This is a genomic window from Rhizobium gallicum bv. gallicum R602sp, from assembly GCF_000816845.1.
GTDB lineage: Bacteria > Pseudomonadota > Alphaproteobacteria > Rhizobiales > Rhizobiaceae > Rhizobium > Rhizobium gallicum.
The window spans coordinates 2,364,226-2,378,334 of record NZ_CP006877.1 but is presented as its reverse complement, the minus strand read 5'-3'; the positions used below and the strand labels follow the sequence as shown (position 1 = coordinate 2,378,334).

The window sequence follows — 14,109 nt, the reverse complement described above, 5'->3', positions numbered from 1 at the left end:
AGGTTGCAGGTTCGATGACCGATTAAGGAGGCCGATGTGGCGCGCAGCTACAGCGTCTATGACGTGTTCACCGACCGCAAACTCGCCGGGAATCCGCTGGCCGTCATCTTCGACGGCGACGATCTCAGCGAGGAGGCGATGCAATCGATCGCCCGCGAGATTAATCTCTCCGAGACAGTCTTCGTACGCCCCTCGGCAAATCCAGCCTATACAGCCAAGCTCAGGATTTTCACGCCGGGCCGCGAACTGCCCTTCGCCGGCCACCCGACCGTGGGCACGGCGATTGCCCTTGCCGAAGAGGCGCACGGCCGCGACATGACGCTCGATCTCGTTTCGGTATTGGAGGAAAATGTCGGGCCGGTGCGGTGCGCGGTACGGCTGCGGCGGGGCGAGGTAAGCTTTGCCGAATTCGATCTTCCGCGGAAATCGCAGCAGATCAATATGCCGCTCGAAAAGCTCGGCATCGCCAATGCGCTGTCGCTCAAGGTGACGGAGATCGGTTTCGAAAATCACGTGCCCTCGATCTGGAGCGCTGGCGTTCCTTTCCTGCTCGTGCCGGTCCACGATGTCGGAGTAGCAAAACGACTGGAATTCGATCCGCAGCTCTTTGAAAAGACCGTGCCCTTCGTCGACGGTTCGCTGGCCTCGGCCTATATCTACTGCCGCGCCGGCGTCAACCATTCGGCGAAGTTCCACGCGCGCATGTTTGCAAGTGACATGGGGATATCCGAGGATCCCGCAACCGGCTCCGCAGTCGCGGCACTTTCGGGAGCGATCCACCATTTCGACCGGCTGCCGGACGGCCATCATCCGATCACGATTGAACAGGGGGTGGAGATGGGGCGGCCATCCTTCATCCACCTGCATGTCGATGTCGAGGCCGGCACCATCTCCAATGCCCGGATCGGCGGGCAGGCGGTGCGCCTTGCCACGGGTACGCTCGACCTTTGATTTCATTCCCATTTCAGCCATGCAGAAAAATCTTCGAAATTAATCAAAGAATTTTCCGCAGGGCGCTGGACAAGGCCTGCGATCCTGTTTATACGCCCCGTCACACCGCGCAGCCAAGCGCGAACGGGTGATTAGCTCAGTTGGTAGAGCAGCTGACTCTTAATCAGCGGGTCGTAGGTTCGAGCCCTACATCACCCACCATTTCCTATCATGCAGTAGAACCGTAAGACGAAAAACGTTTTTGAGGCGGCTGTTTTGCTGTACGCCGCCTCATTGCCTTAATGCATGCTATTCAGCCAGTCGGACTGCTGTTACCCGCGCCTAGGCGTGAGCGTGCGGATGATGAACATCCCAGACTGCCCATAGCGATATCGCAGCGACGAGCACTCCCATGATGACGGCGGTCCACATCGCTGCTGCGCTGGCCGCAAAGCCGAGCGCCCATGGCGAGGCAATCAACCATAGGCCGACTACCAGGTTTGCCCATTCCTCCCATTCGGCGAAAGCCGAAAGCGCCGTGATCGCCAGGGCGCCGAGAATGATGCCGACGATCCATGCGTTCCAGGTCGGCGCGGCTTCAGCCGCAAAGCCGACAATCCATGGCGAGATGAACAAGCATACCGCCAGGACCAGGTTGACCCAATCCTGTATCTTTCTTCCTTCCATCAGTGTGTTTGCCATAACAACCTCCCAGCATGATGCCTAGCTAAGCATCATTCCCGCGTGCACTGCACGCCTGTTAATATAAGTAATTTCTGATATGCATCATTCAAGTGGCTGCGCCGATGAAGCCTTCGCGTCGAATGGCGATCTTATTCATGATTTGGAGTTGTTCGACCCATGGCATTGATTTTGCCGTTTTGTGTAACATGTCCATGGCATTGCCAATTCCTATCAGGGGAAATCGATGCCGAAATCCATGCTCGCCTTCGCCTGCCTCGCGGCACTGCTGCTTTCGTCTTGCGGAAATACGGCCTGGGGCCTGAAGCGTGATGGCCAGGAAGCGAGCCGGGCTATGGACGACGCGTCGCATCGCGTGCTGTCAGCTGGTTCGAAAAAAAGGTAGATGTTGGGCTAAGCGGGAGGCAGCATGGGCTGCCCCTCGCTTTTGCGCTTTAGTCTTGATCCTACCGCAGCGGCGCTGCTGACGGCGTAATTGCCGGTTCCTTCGGCGAGAAGATGATGAAGGCGAAGAGCAGAGCGCCGGCAAAGATGATCAGCGACGAAACGGCGACGACCGGCTCCATGGCCGCATTCCCCCGTAGCATCATGTAGAGCGCCGGGACCAGTACCGTAAGGCCCGCCGTGTAGATGTAATACTGGACCATAGCGATGCGGCGTTCCGCTTTCTTCGGGTTCAGCGCATGATACCCCCCGAAAATCGCCATGCTGACCCAGCCCAAGAGATTACAGTGGGCATGGGCGCCGATGACGGTATGATCGTGGGAAATTGCCATGTTCAAACCGATGGCGATCCCGATAATGAAGAAGACAATTGCGGTCTTGAAGTAAAGTTCTGCTACGCGCGGCATATGTTCCCCCTATGTTCTGCACATGTAGAGAATAGCACTTCCTTGCGGGTGGGAAAATGCAGAAGGTGAAAGTAAATCCACATCTCTTGCGGGGAGAGACGCACTGCTCTCTTCGCGGCAGCAGCTCGTTGCCTGACCAAAGGCGACCCCTAATTTCGTCTTTTGTTCGCGAAGTATGGTTAATTTTTTAACTATCTCGGGGATATGACGGAACGGAAGCGTGCCGCCGACCGTTAAGGCGGCGGACTGGAGGAGCCCATGATCCTTAAAATCGTTACTGCCAAATCCGAAGTCGAAACCAACGACACCGGCACCTATCCCGACGGTATCTTCGAATCGAACCGCATCGATTTCAGCGCTCGCCGCAATGACCGCTATCCTTCGTCGCATGAGCGTGATTATGGTCCGAGCCGCAAGGTTGCGGTAATCCCGCTGGGCCTTGCCTGAGCCGGTTCAGGCGGTCTTTTCAGTCAGTGCCCGGAATGGAAACTTGCGGCTGCATTCGCAGCGGATGATGTAGGTTTCCTGGAAATTCGAGGATTTTTGCTCAAAGAAGCCTTTGGGCAGCTGATCGACACGAAACGCGGGATTCTTGCGCGAAGGGTGGTCGTCCTCCGAGGCCTCGGCGAAGCCGGTATTGCCGCATTGCGGGCAGGTCAGCTTTTTCGAAAAACGGTCTCGTGCGGCCATCGGCTTCCTTTTCATTTTCATCGCGTCATACAGCTGAAAGGCTGCACATGAAAGCCAGAATGCTTTCATGCAGCGGCACGGGCCCATTTAAGGTGCCGGCGCTTCGACCTGGGGCGGGGGTCGTGTAGAGCCGGTCGTTGCCTGATCAGGACCAGGTGAAATGGCTATGCTGCCGATGATGATGACAACGGCGATCGCTCCGGCGATCCCGAAGGTCCAGATCAGCCAGCTCCGGCGCTCCTCCGCTAGTAGGCGCGTTTCTTCCTCGGCGGGCGACGGCGGGACGGGCTCACCGCGTTCCTTGGGTTCATCAGTCATGAAAACTCCCTCTTTTATCTGGAACAAGCGCCTCTCCGGATTGTTCCGTTGCCGGAGGAGGTAAAGACTGTCCCGGCTTTCAAATAGCAGCGAGCGAGGGCCGGACTATGGCCACTGCGGGCCTACTCTGCAGGATGTTCCACGCCGTCGAAGTTGGCTTCTGCAAGCTCCGCCGTTGCAGAGACGGGGGCCTGATTGTCCACCGAGACGACGGCGGCCGGAAGCGGCGTGCCGCGCTTGCGTTCTCGGGCGAGCGTGAGCAAGCCCGAGCAGATGATCAAAACGATGCCGGCGGCCATCGGGAGATCGATGGTATCATCAAAGATGAGATAGCCGAAGACGATTGCCCAGATCATCTGGCTGTACTGAGGCGGGGCGACGAGGTTTGCGGGCGCGAAGCGGGCCGCCGTCATGAGAAGCACGTTGCCGGTCGCCCCAAGAATGCCATAGCTTGCCATAAAGAGCCACTCGCGCGGCGTCGGAACGGCAATATCCGAGAGCATCAGAAGGCCGCTGACGATCAGCGTTCCGAGAAGTCCGGCGCCATAGAGCGAAATGCGCTTTTCGGCAGGCCCCATTGCCCGCAGGATGACGATGGAAACGGCTGCGCTCAAGCCGCCGATTGCGGCCGCCAGATGGCCCGCCGACAACTCGCGAAAGCCGGGCCTCAACACGATCATCACGCCGATGAAACCGACGACGACAGCCGTCCAGCGCTGCCAGCGCACGTCTTCCTTAAGAAAGATGACCGAAAGAATCGTCACGAAGGAGGGCAGCAGGAAGAGGAGACAGAAGGCCTCCGCCATCGGCAGCTTCGTGAAGGCGATGATCGAGGCGATCGCGCCGGTCGCACCGCAGACGAAGCGAAGCGCCCACAGTATGCGGTTCGATGTCTGGACGATATCGAGCCAGGAATCATCCCGCGCTTTGATCACCGGCAAGACGACCAGGCCGAAGATTGAGCCGATGAAGGCCACCTGGTAAGACGGGATCGCACCATGAAGGATCTTGATCGAGGCATCGCTGAAAGCGAAGACTGCATAGGCGGCGAATGCGACGAGGACACCTCGGAGCGGCGAATGGGTCGGGGACATGTTCTCGAATCGAACTTGAGGAGGTTGTCTCCCGAATACGAGAAAAACCGTGCGGAGAGCAGACGCGGTTGCGAATAGCTGCCATGCGAATGGGCACTGCTCTATCCGTCTACGTCAATTCGCTGCGAAGCTCCGCTCCGTATTCACGGTAGATGCTCAGGCAATCCGTGTAGCTCAGCGAACCGTGCTCACCGTAGATGATATGGACGGCCGACGCATCGGTTGCCGCCTGTTCGGAGACGAAGAGGATCGCCTCGCCAAGCGACTTGCCGGTGATGGGTAGGTCAGTTCCGTCTTCCTGAGTCATTCCCTTGACGATGGCTGCAATCTTGCGATGGCTGAAAACGGCACGGCGGTCTTCCGGCGTCATCGATATATCCTCGGTTGAATTCCGGCGCGGCGAAATCTGCCGCCCCGGTCATCATCAAACGTTTGTGAAGCCAATTTGTGCCGTTGATGCGAGCAGGATCGCGCAGGAAACCGGAAATTGTAAGCGGCATGGACCGTTTTGACTTTGCCCGGCCGCGTAAGGAGCGTATTCAGGGTGCCGAATTCCTGCCTGCCCGGTTCCCAGCGGCGATACGCACTTCTCCTCCGCAATGCGCAATGGCATATCGATGACAACAGTACAGACGAGTGAAAAGACGGACGAAGCGCCGAGCGCAGCTCAGGCGAAGATCGTTGCGCTGGTCGTCGCCGTATCGTTCTTCATGCAAATCCTCGACGGCACGATCGTCGCGACCTCGCTGCCGCAGATGGCGGCGAGCTTCGGCGTGCAGCCGGTCTCGATGAGCATCGGCATCACCGTCTACATGCTGACCATGTCGGCTTTCATCCCGCTTTCCGGCTGGCTTGGCGACCGTTTCGGTGCGCGGCGTATATTCCTGGCGTCGATTGGAGTCTTCACCGGGGCATCGCTCTTCTGCGGCCTTTCCGGCAGCCTTACGGAATTCATTGTCGCGCGTGCGATCCAGGGCGCCGGAAGCGCGCTGATGACGCCGGTCGGGCGCATCATCGTTTTGAAGAGTGCGCCGAAGTCTGAATTGGTGAATGCGATCGCGCTCATCACCTGGCCGGCGCTGACGGCGCCGGTCATCGGACCGGTCCTCGGCGGCTTCATCACAACCTATGCAAGCTGGCACTGGAACTTCCTGATCAATATTCCGATCGGCCTCCTCGGCATGGCGCTCGTGCTGCGCTTCGTGCCGGAGCAGCGCGAAGGGAACCCGGGTCGTCTCGATGTGCTGGGCTTCATCCTGAGCGGTGCCGGAATGACATTCGTGCTTGCCGCGCTCGAGCTCTCCGTGAAGCGGGAGGGCAGCCTTCTTCTGGTCTTTGCCATGCTTGCAACCGGTATCGTGCTTTCCGTCATGGCCACCCGGCATTTCCTGAAGGTGGAAAATCCCCTGCTCGACCTCTCGGCGTTCAAGGTCCAGACCTTTGCGATTTCGACGCTCTCGGCGGGCACGGTCTGCCGGGTAGCGATCAACGCCACGCCCTTCCTGCTGCCGCTGTTGTTCCAGCTCGGTTTCGGCTTGAACTCGATTGCCGCGGGCACATACCTACTCGTTTATTTTCTCGGCAATCTCGGCATGAAAGCAGTGACCACGCCGCTGCTTGCGCGGTTCGGATTCCGCAATGTTCTTTGCGTGAATGGGCTGATTGCGGCGTTGTGCATCATTGCGTGCGGCTTTTTCACGCCGGATACGCCGCTGGCGGTGATCTACGCGATCCTGCTTGCGGCCGGTCTTTCACGCTCGATGGAATTTACCGCGCTGAACACGCTTGCCTTCGCCGATATCGGCCCGGAGCAGCGCACCTCTGCCTCGACACTATCAAGCATGCTCCAGCAGGCCGCCATGCTGCTCGGCGTCGCTGTTGCGGCGGCTCTGCTCAATATCTCTACCGCGCTTCGCGCGGCGCCGGACCCTGCGCTTATCGATTTCCGCTGGGCCTTTTTGGCGGTCGGCCTGATGGGGATCGTGTCGTCGTTACCCTTTTTCAGTTTGCCTGCAGATGCCGGTGCGGAAGTCTCCAAGCACAAGCGCTTTCAAGAAAAGTGAAGGCGATGGAACCATTTCGGTCCGGCTGCGTTTAGTTTCGGGTTTGCGCATCTTTCTGCGTTCGCACTATATTTTTCTATCCCGCGGAGTCTTCAGCGGGCGGGGTCATATTGCCGGCATGATTTCAAATGCGAACTTCCTTCGATCGAAGGTCTTCAGGGGGGCAGAGGCTTTGCCGCTGTTTACGCGCAATGGCCGATACAATACATTCGAATGCAGGCGACCCGGCCGCCGGGCAGTTGCGTTGCTGCTTGGCAAAATCCGGAGGCCCAATGCGTGAATCCGTTGATGATGCGGATCTCGAAATCCGCATCCTTTACATCGATGACGACGAAACACTCGCACTGCGGCTGAAGGAGAACCTCGCACGCCACGGTTTCGCGGTGGAATGGGCGCGAGACGGCGCGACCGGATTGAAGCGGATTGCTGAAGGCGGCATCGATGCTGTTGTGATCGACCATCTCCTGCAAACGGAAACCGGACTCGATGTCCTGCCGCAATTGATGGCGCTGGCTGATCATCCGCCGGTGATCTATGCGACTGCCTCCGACGACACCGGCATTGCCGTTGCGGCGTTGAGGGCGGGCGCCGACGATTATGTTCTCAAGGGCAGTTCCCCCGATTATTTCGATCTGCTTGCGGCGACGCTGGAGCAAGGGCTGGAACGTGCGCGCTACCGACGCGAGACGGCTGATGCGCAAGAAGTGATCCGCCAGCAGAGGGACCGCGCCGAGATGCTGCTTGCCGAAGTCAATCATCGTATCGCCAACAGCCTCGGCCTTGTCGGAGCGCTGATCCGCATGCAGTCGTCGATGACGACGGACCAGGTGGCGATCGACGCACTGCACGAAACGCAGATGCGTATCAACGCCATCGCGAGTGTCCACCGGCGGCTCTACAACAGCCGTCAGATCGGCACCGTGCAGCTTGACGAATATGTCGAGAACCTTTTGAGCGAACTCGAGGCTTCCATTCGCGACGACAAGCGGCCGCACCGGATCGTTCTGACGGCCCAGCCGATGGATCTGCCAACCGACAAGGTCGTCACGCTTGGCCTCATCGTCAGCGAACTCGTCACCAATGCTTTCAAATATGCCTATAACGAAGGTGTTGAAGGCGAGATCAGGGTCATCGTCGAGCAAGCGGGCGAGCAGTTGCGTCTCGTCGTGGAGGACGATGGCGCCGGCTTCGACCATTCCAGCCCCGCGAAGGGCACCGGCCTCGGCACGAAGATATTGACCGCGATGGCAGCAAGCCTCAAATCGGAGTTGACCTATGACCCGGCCCATCGCGGCACCCGGGCCATACTGGTCTTTTCTATCGACTGACTGGCGCAGGGAGGGGAGCGGTGGCCAAGATATGCACGCCGGAGGAGGTGTATTCCTTCTGGTTCGAGGAATGCAGCCGCGAGCAGTGGTTCGAAACGACGCTCTCGCTCGATGAGGAAATTCGGCACCGTTTCCGGGATACGCACCTGGCACTGGCGGGCGGCGTGATCGGTGCCTGGCATGCGAGCCCGCAGAATCGGCTCGCCGCGGTCGTCGTGCTCGATCAGTTTCCGCGGAATATCTATCGGAACACGCCGCTTGCGTTTGCGACGGACGGGTTGGCGCTTCGCGAAGCGAAACTGGCGCTCGATGCCGGTGCCGATCAGGTCGTCGAGAAAGAATGCAGGACATTCTTCTACCTGCCTTTCGAGCATGCCGAGGACATGGCGGAGCAGGAGCGGTCGGTAATGCTGTTTCAGGCGCTTGGTGATGCGGAATATCTCGATTATGCCATTCGCCATCGCGACGTGATTGCTGCCTACGGCCGGTTTCCACACCGCAACACCATCATCGGAAGAGTTTCGACGGCGGCCGAACTGGATTATCTTGCCAGGCCCGGCGCCGGTTTCTGAGCGGCGAAAACAACTTCCGCCTTTCTGTCGCCTTTCTTTGCTATAAGAAGCAGGCCTCACTGATGAACCGAATCCTTGCGGGGACATTTTGCGGCTGACAATCATTCTGCTCCGGACGTTTCTTTGCTTGATGCTTGCAGTATCGGCTGCCGGTCTGCCTGGCAGCTTTGCGGCTGCGCAGGAGCCGCCGCAACCGCAGGCGCAGGCGCCGGCTCCCGCTCCCCTTGCGGATGCGGGGCTCGATCAAGCAGTCAAGGAGATCGAAAAGGCCAAGGCAAAGCTCACGTCCCTGCAGGACGGCGTGAAGCAGAACGCCGACAATGACGACGCCCTCGTCGGCCTGTCCGCGCAGGTGGATGAACTGGGACGCCACGTTCTCACGACCTCCGTCAATCTCCGCCCGCGTTTCGATCAGATCAAGAGCCGTCTCACCGAGCTCGGCGATCCGCCGAAGGAGGGACAGCCGCCGGAAGCGCAGATCGTTACCGAGGAGCGAAATGCGCTGACGGCAGAGCGCGCACAGATCAATGCCGTGACCGGCGATGCCGAAAACCTCTCGCTTGCCATCAACCAGCTGATGAACGAAGTAGTTGAAACCCGCCGTCGGCTTTTTGCTGCAACTTTGTTGAGGCGCACCGAGGTTTCAGTGTCGGTGCTCGACGATGCGGCCAAGGCCTTTGTCGAGGAGGTTGGCGAGTTCCGGCAGGCACTTTCGAGCTGGCTGAGTTTCGTGTGGAAGTTCAAGCGATTCGCGATGTTCGCCGCGATCTTCATGTCGCTCGCGACAGGCTTGGTCATGCTTTCAGGCGGCTACCGGATGTTCGGCCGCTACCTGACGCGGGACGACGGCGTCGAGAACCCTTCCTATATCAGCCGGCTCTCAATTGCCTTCTGGTCGACGCTGATCCGCACCTTCGCGCTTTCCGCAGTGCTGGTGACGTCATATATTTTCCTCAATGGTTTCAACGTGTTGAGGCCGGATATTGCGCCTGTTGTCGCCGCTCTTTTCGGAGCGATCGGGCTGATCTATTTCGTCGGCCGCTTCAGCAATGCCGTCTTCGCTCCCCGCGAGCCGCAGTGGCGCCTCGTGCGCCTTTCCAATCGCGGCGCGCAATCGATTGGCGCCTGCCTGCTGGCAATGGCGATCGTCAATGCGCTCGACTACCTGTTCGGCAGCGTCAGCGAAGCGATGGGCTCACCGCTGGTTCTGACCGTCGTAAGAAGCCTTATTGCGGCGCTGATTATCGGTCTCATCCTGATCGCGGCCTCCTTTGGGCGTCCGATGCTGGCGCACGACGGCGATCCCGATGCGCCAGGCCGCCACTGGCCGCGCGGCATGGCGATCATCCTTCGCCTGCTCGGCCTAGGTCTCATCCTGACCGCGCTGATCGGCTATGTCGGCCTTGCCCGCTTCGTCGCCACGCAATTCATCATCACCGGCGCGATCATCGTGACCACCTATATCGGCTTGCTCTCGGGCAAGGCGATTTCCAAGCAGGAGAGCTTCGGCGACACCTTCATCGGCCGCTTCCTGAAGAGCCGCTTCAATATGGGGCCGGTGGCGATCGATCAGGTCGGCCTTGGCGTGGGACTTGCGATCTATGCCGTTGCGCTCATGACCGGCATTCCCCTGATCCTGTTGCTCTGGGGCTTCCATATCCAGGATCTTCAGCTGATCGCCTACCGTCTTTTCACGGAGGTCCGCCTCGGCGGGATCAGCATTTCGCTGCTCGGTATCTTCACCGGAATTCTGCTTTTCGCCGGCGGTTATTTCCTGACTCGCTGGGTTCAGCGATGGCTCGACAGCAACGTCATGGCGCGAAGCCATGTCGATCTCGGCGTGCGCAATTCCGTCAAGACCGGCATCGGTTATCTCGGCGTCGCCGTCGCTGCGATCATCGGCGTTTCGGCGGCAGGTATTGACCTTTCGAACCTGGCACTTGTTGCTTCGGCGCTTTCGGTCGGTATCGGTTTCGGCCTGCAGAACATTGTCTCGAATTTCGTTTCGGGCCTGATCCTGCTTGTGGAACGGCCATTCAAGGTCGGTGACCATGTCGTCTCCGGCACGGCAGAAGGTATCGTAACGCGCATTTCCGTGCGTGCGACGGAGATCGAGACTTTCCGCAAGCAGTCGATCATCGTGCCGAACTCCGAACTCATCAATGCTGCGGTCGGCAACTGGACACACCGCAACAAGGTCGGCCGTTCGGAAATCCCCATTTCCGTCAGCTACGATGCCGATCCGCAGAAAGTCATGGATATCCTCCTGGAGCTGGTCAACGAGGCGCCATTCGTGCTGCGCAATCCGGAGCCGCATGTCGAGTTTTTGCGTTTCGGCGCCTATTCGCTTGACTTCGAGCTGCGCTTCATGCTGGCCGACATGGGCGAGGGCATGAACGTCAGGAACAACCTACGTATCGCCATCCTCAAACGCTTCAAGGAAGAAGGGATCGAAATCCCGCTGCCGCAGAGCGACGTCATTTTCCACCGCGACCACGTGCCTGGCCCGGCGCTGGAACCTTCCTCGACAAGAGCAGACGAACAGCCTGTCGGCGATACCGGCGTGACGGACACCGGAGCGGTGCGACAGCTGCGCAGCAAAGCGGCCGATGGCAATCGCAAAGGCTAAGTATTTTATTCAGGGATCCTTCAGAGGCTCTCGCTTATAAAGCCTGGGCAATCGGAATTTCGCTGCTGGGGCAGCAGCGCCGAGACGCTCCAGGGGAGGGCGCATCGCTGCGCCGCGCTGAATGGCAAGGTTTGCCACGGTCATGCTTCTTTCGCTTCTCATCGCCGCGGGCGCTGAAGCGGCGACAATCACCAACACTGATCCGGCGCCGGTCGTCGTTATCGTCACCGAAGGCGGAAACCGCGTCGAGGTCGTCGTCGATGCCGGCGCATCGGAGACGCTCTGCGCCGCAGGCTGTTTCATGACGACGCCGGACGGCGACCGCATCGGCCTCGGTGGCGGCGAGACAATCGAGATCGTCAAAGGCTCGGTCATCATCAAGTAGACGTTCGGCACGGCCGTTCGCGAATAGTCTCTTAAGCATAAGTCGAGAAATAGCAGCCAGTCTTACGGACTGCCTTCTTCTCATGGCATCGCGCCACGTCGATTAACAAATACTCAAACGAATTGATGTATCGGTTCGGCCGGGGACAGAATTTCCATCAAAAGGTTTGCTATGTCATTTTTAGGCATTTCGGGAATGCAGTATTCCGGAGAGATGTTTGCTGGTGCGCGTATTATTCTCGCTGAAGATTCAAATGTCTTTACGTCGATGATCAGCAAACGGCTGAAGGAGCTTTTCAATATCGACGTCGAGATCTGCCGCAATTTCGAGGAATTGCAGCTTGCTTACGACAAGTCTTCCGAGCCGATCATGCTCGCGATCTCCAACATCAATCTCCCCGGCGCTGAGAAGGGCGAGGCGCTGGAATATCTGGTCGATCTCAGCATTCCGACCATCGTCTTTACCGGCACCTTCAACGAGGGCCTGCGCGACGAACTGATGGCGAAGGATATCGTCGACTACATCCTTAAGGACAACATCTTCGCGGTCGATCTGCTCGCCGAAGCGATCTGCCGTTTCCTGACGAACAAGCGCCATCACGTGCTGATCGTGGACGACAGCGCCACGGCGCGCGCGCTGCTCTCCAGCCGCCTGAGGCGCTATAACTTCCGCGTCAGCGTTGCCGAGAGCGGTGCCAAGGCGCTCGAGATCCTGAAGGCCAATCGCGACATTGGCCTCATGGTCACCGACTACAACATGCCCGATATCGACGGCTTCGAGCTTACGCGACGCATCCGCGCCAGTATCGGCTCGCATCAGCTGCGCATCATCGGCGTCTCGTCCTCATCCAACCGACTGCTTTCGGCGCGCTTTCTCAAGGCGGGTGGCAACGATTTCATGCTGCGCCCGTTCATCGACGAGGAGTTCTATTGCCGCGTCAACCAGAACCTCGACACGCTGCTGCAGATCCAGACGATGAAGAAGGAGAGGGCCGTTGCCTGATTCGAGGATCGAACGCGGTATCAGGAGGCCCCCGGATGAATGAGGAGCCCCCTGGCGTTGTGGAGATACCTCGAATTGTTGCAATTGCAGGTTACTTTATAGCCGTTCTGCCCCTTCAACCCTTGAGGTCTCTCGGCTATCGTCCTTGCCGCCGCAATGAAGGCCGATTCGGCTTTTCATTGCACTTGGGAGAGTAGGGGGCATGGCATTTCAGGCGGATTTCAGTCGGGACGGCTCGGGCCCTCGCTTCGGAACGCAGAAGTTACTTCTGGTTGAAGATTCCCGGATGTTTTCCGCCGTGCTCTGCCATCGGTTTCAGGCCGAGCTCGGCCTCAACGTCAAGCCCTGTTCTTCGCTGAAGGCGCTGCAGGAGGCTTTGGCGCAGGACCGTCAGGGATTCACGATGGCCGTCGTCGATCTGAACCTGCCGGATTCGCCCTATGGCGAGGCGCTTGATTGCACGATCGAGCACAATGTTCCCACGATCGTTTTTACCGCGACCTTCGATACGGCGACCCGCAACCGGATACTGGAACGCAACGTCATCGATTACGTCCTCAAGGACAATGAATTCGCGCTCGACAATCTGGTCGCGACCGTGCGCCGCGCGATGCTGAACCGCAAGACGCGCGTCCTCGTTGTCGATGACGTTCCGTCTGCGCGCCAGGTGCTCGTCGACCTCTTGAAGGCGCAGCAGTACATGGTCGTCGAGGCAACCTCGGGGCTCGAAGCTCTGGCTGCGCTTGAGGCCTACAGTGACATCGAACTTGTGGTGACCGACCATCACATGCCGGACATGACGGGCTATCAGCTCACGCGGCGCATCCGTCATCGCTTCGGTTCCGACAGGATGCGTGTCATCGGCATCTCCTCTTCCAACGACCGGATGCTGTCGGCAAGCTTCCTGAAGGCCGGCGCCAGCGACTTCGTTTACAGGCCGTTCGTGGCCGAGGAACTTCAGTGCCGCATTGCCAACAATGTCGAGACGCTGACTCAGATGAAGCAACTGCGATCCGCCGCCGCATGCGATTATCTGACCGGCCTCTATAACCGCCGCTATTTCTACGATTACGGGCCAAAGGTCGTGAACGAGTGCCTGAGGCAAAAATCGCCGAGTTCAGTCGCTATCCTCGACATCGATCATTTCAAACGGCTGAATGACACCTATGGCCACGAGATCGGCGACGAGGTGCTGAAGGCGGTTGCAAGCCGGCTTGCTGCAATCTTCGAAGGCAGTGACAATCTTCTCTCGCGCCTCGGCGGCGAGGAGTTCGCTATCCTTTTCCCGATGGTGGATTCGGCTGCGGCAACGAAGCTCTGCGACGAAATCCGCTCGGATATCTCGCGGCTGAAGGTGGCTGCCGACGACGAGGAACTCTCGGTCACCATCTCGATCGGCGTTGCGGAAATCTCGGGCTACGAAACCTTCGAGAATTACCTCAACGCCGCCGACCAGTTTCTCTACATGGCCAAACACAAGGGCCGTAACCAGGTCTATTCCGACGCCAGGATGACGGAGGAAGCGGCGCAGTAGTGCGCCGCTTC

At 58.9% G+C, this 14,109-nt stretch carries 16 protein-coding genes and 1 tRNA gene; 11 read left to right on the top strand and 6 right to left on the bottom strand.

The window, feature by feature from the left end; all coding sequences use genetic code 11:
- The first annotated feature begins 36 nt into the window (after positions 1-36).
- Complete coding sequence (locus tag RGR602_RS11845) at positions 37-951, top strand: PhzF family phenazine biosynthesis protein (protein ID WP_039845266.1); 915 nt, start codon at positions 37-39, stop codon at positions 949-951.
- 125 nt (positions 952-1,076) lie between these two features.
- Positions 1,077-1,152 (top strand) — tRNA-Lys (locus tag RGR602_RS11840).
- Between the two features lie 120 nt (positions 1,153-1,272).
- Here RGR602_RS11840 and RGR602_RS11835 read toward each other — a convergent pair.
- Positions 1,273-1,632 carry an SPW repeat protein gene (locus RGR602_RS11835; RefSeq protein ID WP_039845265.1) on the bottom strand — a complete coding sequence of 120 codons (360 nt, stop codon included), beginning with the start codon at positions 1,630-1,632 and terminating at the stop codon, positions 1,273-1,275.
- A gap of 226 nt (positions 1,633-1,858) precedes the next feature.
- Between RGR602_RS11835 and RGR602_RS11830 the strand changes: the two genes are divergently transcribed.
- Positions 1,859-2,017 (top strand): hypothetical protein, encoded by a 159-nt coding sequence (locus RGR602_RS11830; protein WP_039845264.1) that lies wholly within the window; start codon positions 1,859-1,861, stop codon positions 2,015-2,017.
- 61 nt (positions 2,018-2,078) lie between these two features.
- Here RGR602_RS11830 and RGR602_RS11825 read toward each other — a convergent pair whose 3' ends face one another.
- Positions 2,079-2,483 carry a hypothetical protein gene (locus RGR602_RS11825; RefSeq protein WP_039845263.1) on the bottom strand — a complete coding sequence of 135 codons (405 nt, stop codon included), beginning with the start codon at positions 2,481-2,483 and terminating at the stop codon, positions 2,079-2,081.
- Between the two features lie 258 nt (positions 2,484-2,741).
- Between RGR602_RS11825 and RGR602_RS11820 the strand changes: the two genes are divergently transcribed.
- Positions 2,742-2,930, top strand: a complete 189-nt coding sequence (locus RGR602_RS11820) for a hypothetical protein (RefSeq protein WP_039845262.1) — start codon at positions 2,742-2,744, stop codon at positions 2,928-2,930.
- A 6-nt stretch (positions 2,931-2,936) separates the two neighbouring features.
- Here RGR602_RS11820 and RGR602_RS11815 read toward each other — a convergent pair whose 3' ends face one another.
- The 4 genes from RGR602_RS11815 to RGR602_RS11800 form a co-directional block, all read right to left on the bottom strand.
- Complete coding sequence (locus tag RGR602_RS11815; RefSeq protein ID WP_039846821.1) at positions 2,937-3,173, bottom strand: hypothetical protein; 237 nt, start codon at positions 3,171-3,173, stop codon at positions 2,937-2,939.
- Between the two features lie 87 nt (positions 3,174-3,260).
- The gene (locus RGR602_RS11810; protein WP_022714918.1) at positions 3,261-3,491 is read right to left on the bottom strand and encodes a hypothetical protein; all 231 of its coding nucleotides are present in this window, start codon (positions 3,489-3,491) and stop codon (positions 3,261-3,263) included.
- 122 nt (positions 3,492-3,613) lie between these two features.
- On the bottom strand, positions 3,614-4,585 hold the full coding sequence (locus RGR602_RS11805) for a DMT family transporter (protein WP_039845260.1): 972 nt from the start codon (positions 4,583-4,585) through the stop codon (positions 3,614-3,616).
- A gap of 109 nt (positions 4,586-4,694) precedes the next feature.
- The gene (locus RGR602_RS11800; protein ID WP_039845259.1) at positions 4,695-4,955 is read right to left on the bottom strand and encodes a hypothetical protein; all 261 of its coding nucleotides are present in this window, start codon (positions 4,953-4,955) and stop codon (positions 4,695-4,697) included.
- Between the two features lie 247 nt (positions 4,956-5,202).
- Between RGR602_RS11800 and RGR602_RS11795 the strand changes: the two genes are divergently transcribed.
- The 7 genes from RGR602_RS11795 to RGR602_RS11765 all read left to right on the top strand — a co-directional run bounded on the left by RGR602_RS11795 (position 5,203) and on the right by RGR602_RS11765 (position 14,098).
- Entirely contained in the window at positions 5,203-6,648 is a 1,446-nt protein-coding gene (locus RGR602_RS11795) for a DHA2 family efflux MFS transporter permease subunit (RefSeq protein WP_039846820.1), read from the top strand.
- A gap of 272 nt (positions 6,649-6,920) precedes the next feature.
- Entirely contained in the window at positions 6,921-7,976 is a 1,056-nt protein-coding gene (locus RGR602_RS11790; protein ID WP_039845258.1) for a sensor histidine kinase, read from the top strand.
- 20 nt (positions 7,977-7,996) lie between these two features.
- Entirely contained in the window at positions 7,997-8,548 is a 552-nt protein-coding gene (locus RGR602_RS11785; RefSeq protein WP_039845257.1) for a DUF924 family protein, read from the top strand.
- A gap of 88 nt (positions 8,549-8,636) precedes the next feature.
- Entirely contained in the window at positions 8,637-11,177 is a 2,541-nt protein-coding gene (locus tag RGR602_RS11780; protein ID WP_039845256.1) for a mechanosensitive ion channel family protein, read from the top strand.
- Positions 11,178-11,298: 121 nt separating this feature from the next.
- Positions 11,299-11,562 carry a hypothetical protein gene (locus tag RGR602_RS11775; protein ID WP_039845255.1) on the top strand — a complete coding sequence of 88 codons (264 nt, stop codon included), beginning with the start codon at positions 11,299-11,301 and terminating at the stop codon, positions 11,560-11,562.
- Between the two features lie 171 nt (positions 11,563-11,733).
- Complete coding sequence (locus tag RGR602_RS11770) at positions 11,734-12,564, top strand: response regulator (RefSeq protein WP_039845254.1); 831 nt, start codon at positions 11,734-11,736, stop codon at positions 12,562-12,564.
- A gap of 202 nt (positions 12,565-12,766) precedes the next feature.
- Positions 12,767-14,098, top strand: a complete 1,332-nt coding sequence (locus RGR602_RS11765) for a diguanylate cyclase (protein ID WP_039845253.1) — start codon at positions 12,767-12,769, stop codon at positions 14,096-14,098.
- The last annotated feature ends 11 nt before the right edge of the window (positions 14,099-14,109 follow it).

Bases quoted from the DNA above. Each gene is read 5' to 3' on its own strand.
- RGR602_RS11805 (WP_039845260.1), bottom strand. From the start codon at position 4,585: ATGTCCCCGACCCATTCGCCGCTCCGAGGTGTCCTCGTCGCATTCGCC.
- RGR602_RS11770 (WP_039845254.1), top strand. From the start codon at position 11,734: ATGTCATTTTTAGGCATTTCGGGAATGCAGTATTCCGGAGAGATGTTT.
- RGR602_RS11815 (WP_039846821.1), bottom strand. From the start codon at position 3,173: ATGGCCGCACGAGACCGTTTTTCGAAAAAGCTGACCTGCCCGCAATGC.
- RGR602_RS11775 (WP_039845255.1), top strand. From the start codon at position 11,299: ATGGCAAGGTTTGCCACGGTCATGCTTCTTTCGCTTCTCATCGCCGCG.
- RGR602_RS11830 (WP_039845264.1), top strand. From the start codon at position 1,859: ATGCCGAAATCCATGCTCGCCTTCGCCTGCCTCGCGGCACTGCTGCTT.
- RGR602_RS11800 (WP_039845259.1), bottom strand. From the start codon at position 4,955: ATGACGCCGGAAGACCGCCGTGCCGTTTTCAGCCATCGCAAGATTGCA.
- RGR602_RS11820 (WP_039845262.1), top strand. From the start codon at position 2,742: ATGATCCTTAAAATCGTTACTGCCAAATCCGAAGTCGAAACCAACGAC.
- RGR602_RS11790 (WP_039845258.1), top strand. From the start codon at position 6,921: ATGCGTGAATCCGTTGATGATGCGGATCTCGAAATCCGCATCCTTTAC.
- RGR602_RS11795 (WP_039846820.1), top strand. From the start codon at position 5,203: ATGACAACAGTACAGACGAGTGAAAAGACGGACGAAGCGCCGAGCGCA.
- RGR602_RS11765 (WP_039845253.1), top strand. From the start codon at position 12,767: ATGGCATTTCAGGCGGATTTCAGTCGGGACGGCTCGGGCCCTCGCTTC.
- RGR602_RS11825 (WP_039845263.1), bottom strand. From the start codon at position 2,483: ATGCCGCGCGTAGCAGAACTTTACTTCAAGACCGCAATTGTCTTCTTC.
- RGR602_RS11835 (WP_039845265.1), bottom strand. From the start codon at position 1,632: ATGGCAAACACACTGATGGAAGGAAGAAAGATACAGGATTGGGTCAAC.
- RGR602_RS11810 (WP_022714918.1), bottom strand. From the start codon at position 3,491: ATGACTGATGAACCCAAGGAACGCGGTGAGCCCGTCCCGCCGTCGCCC.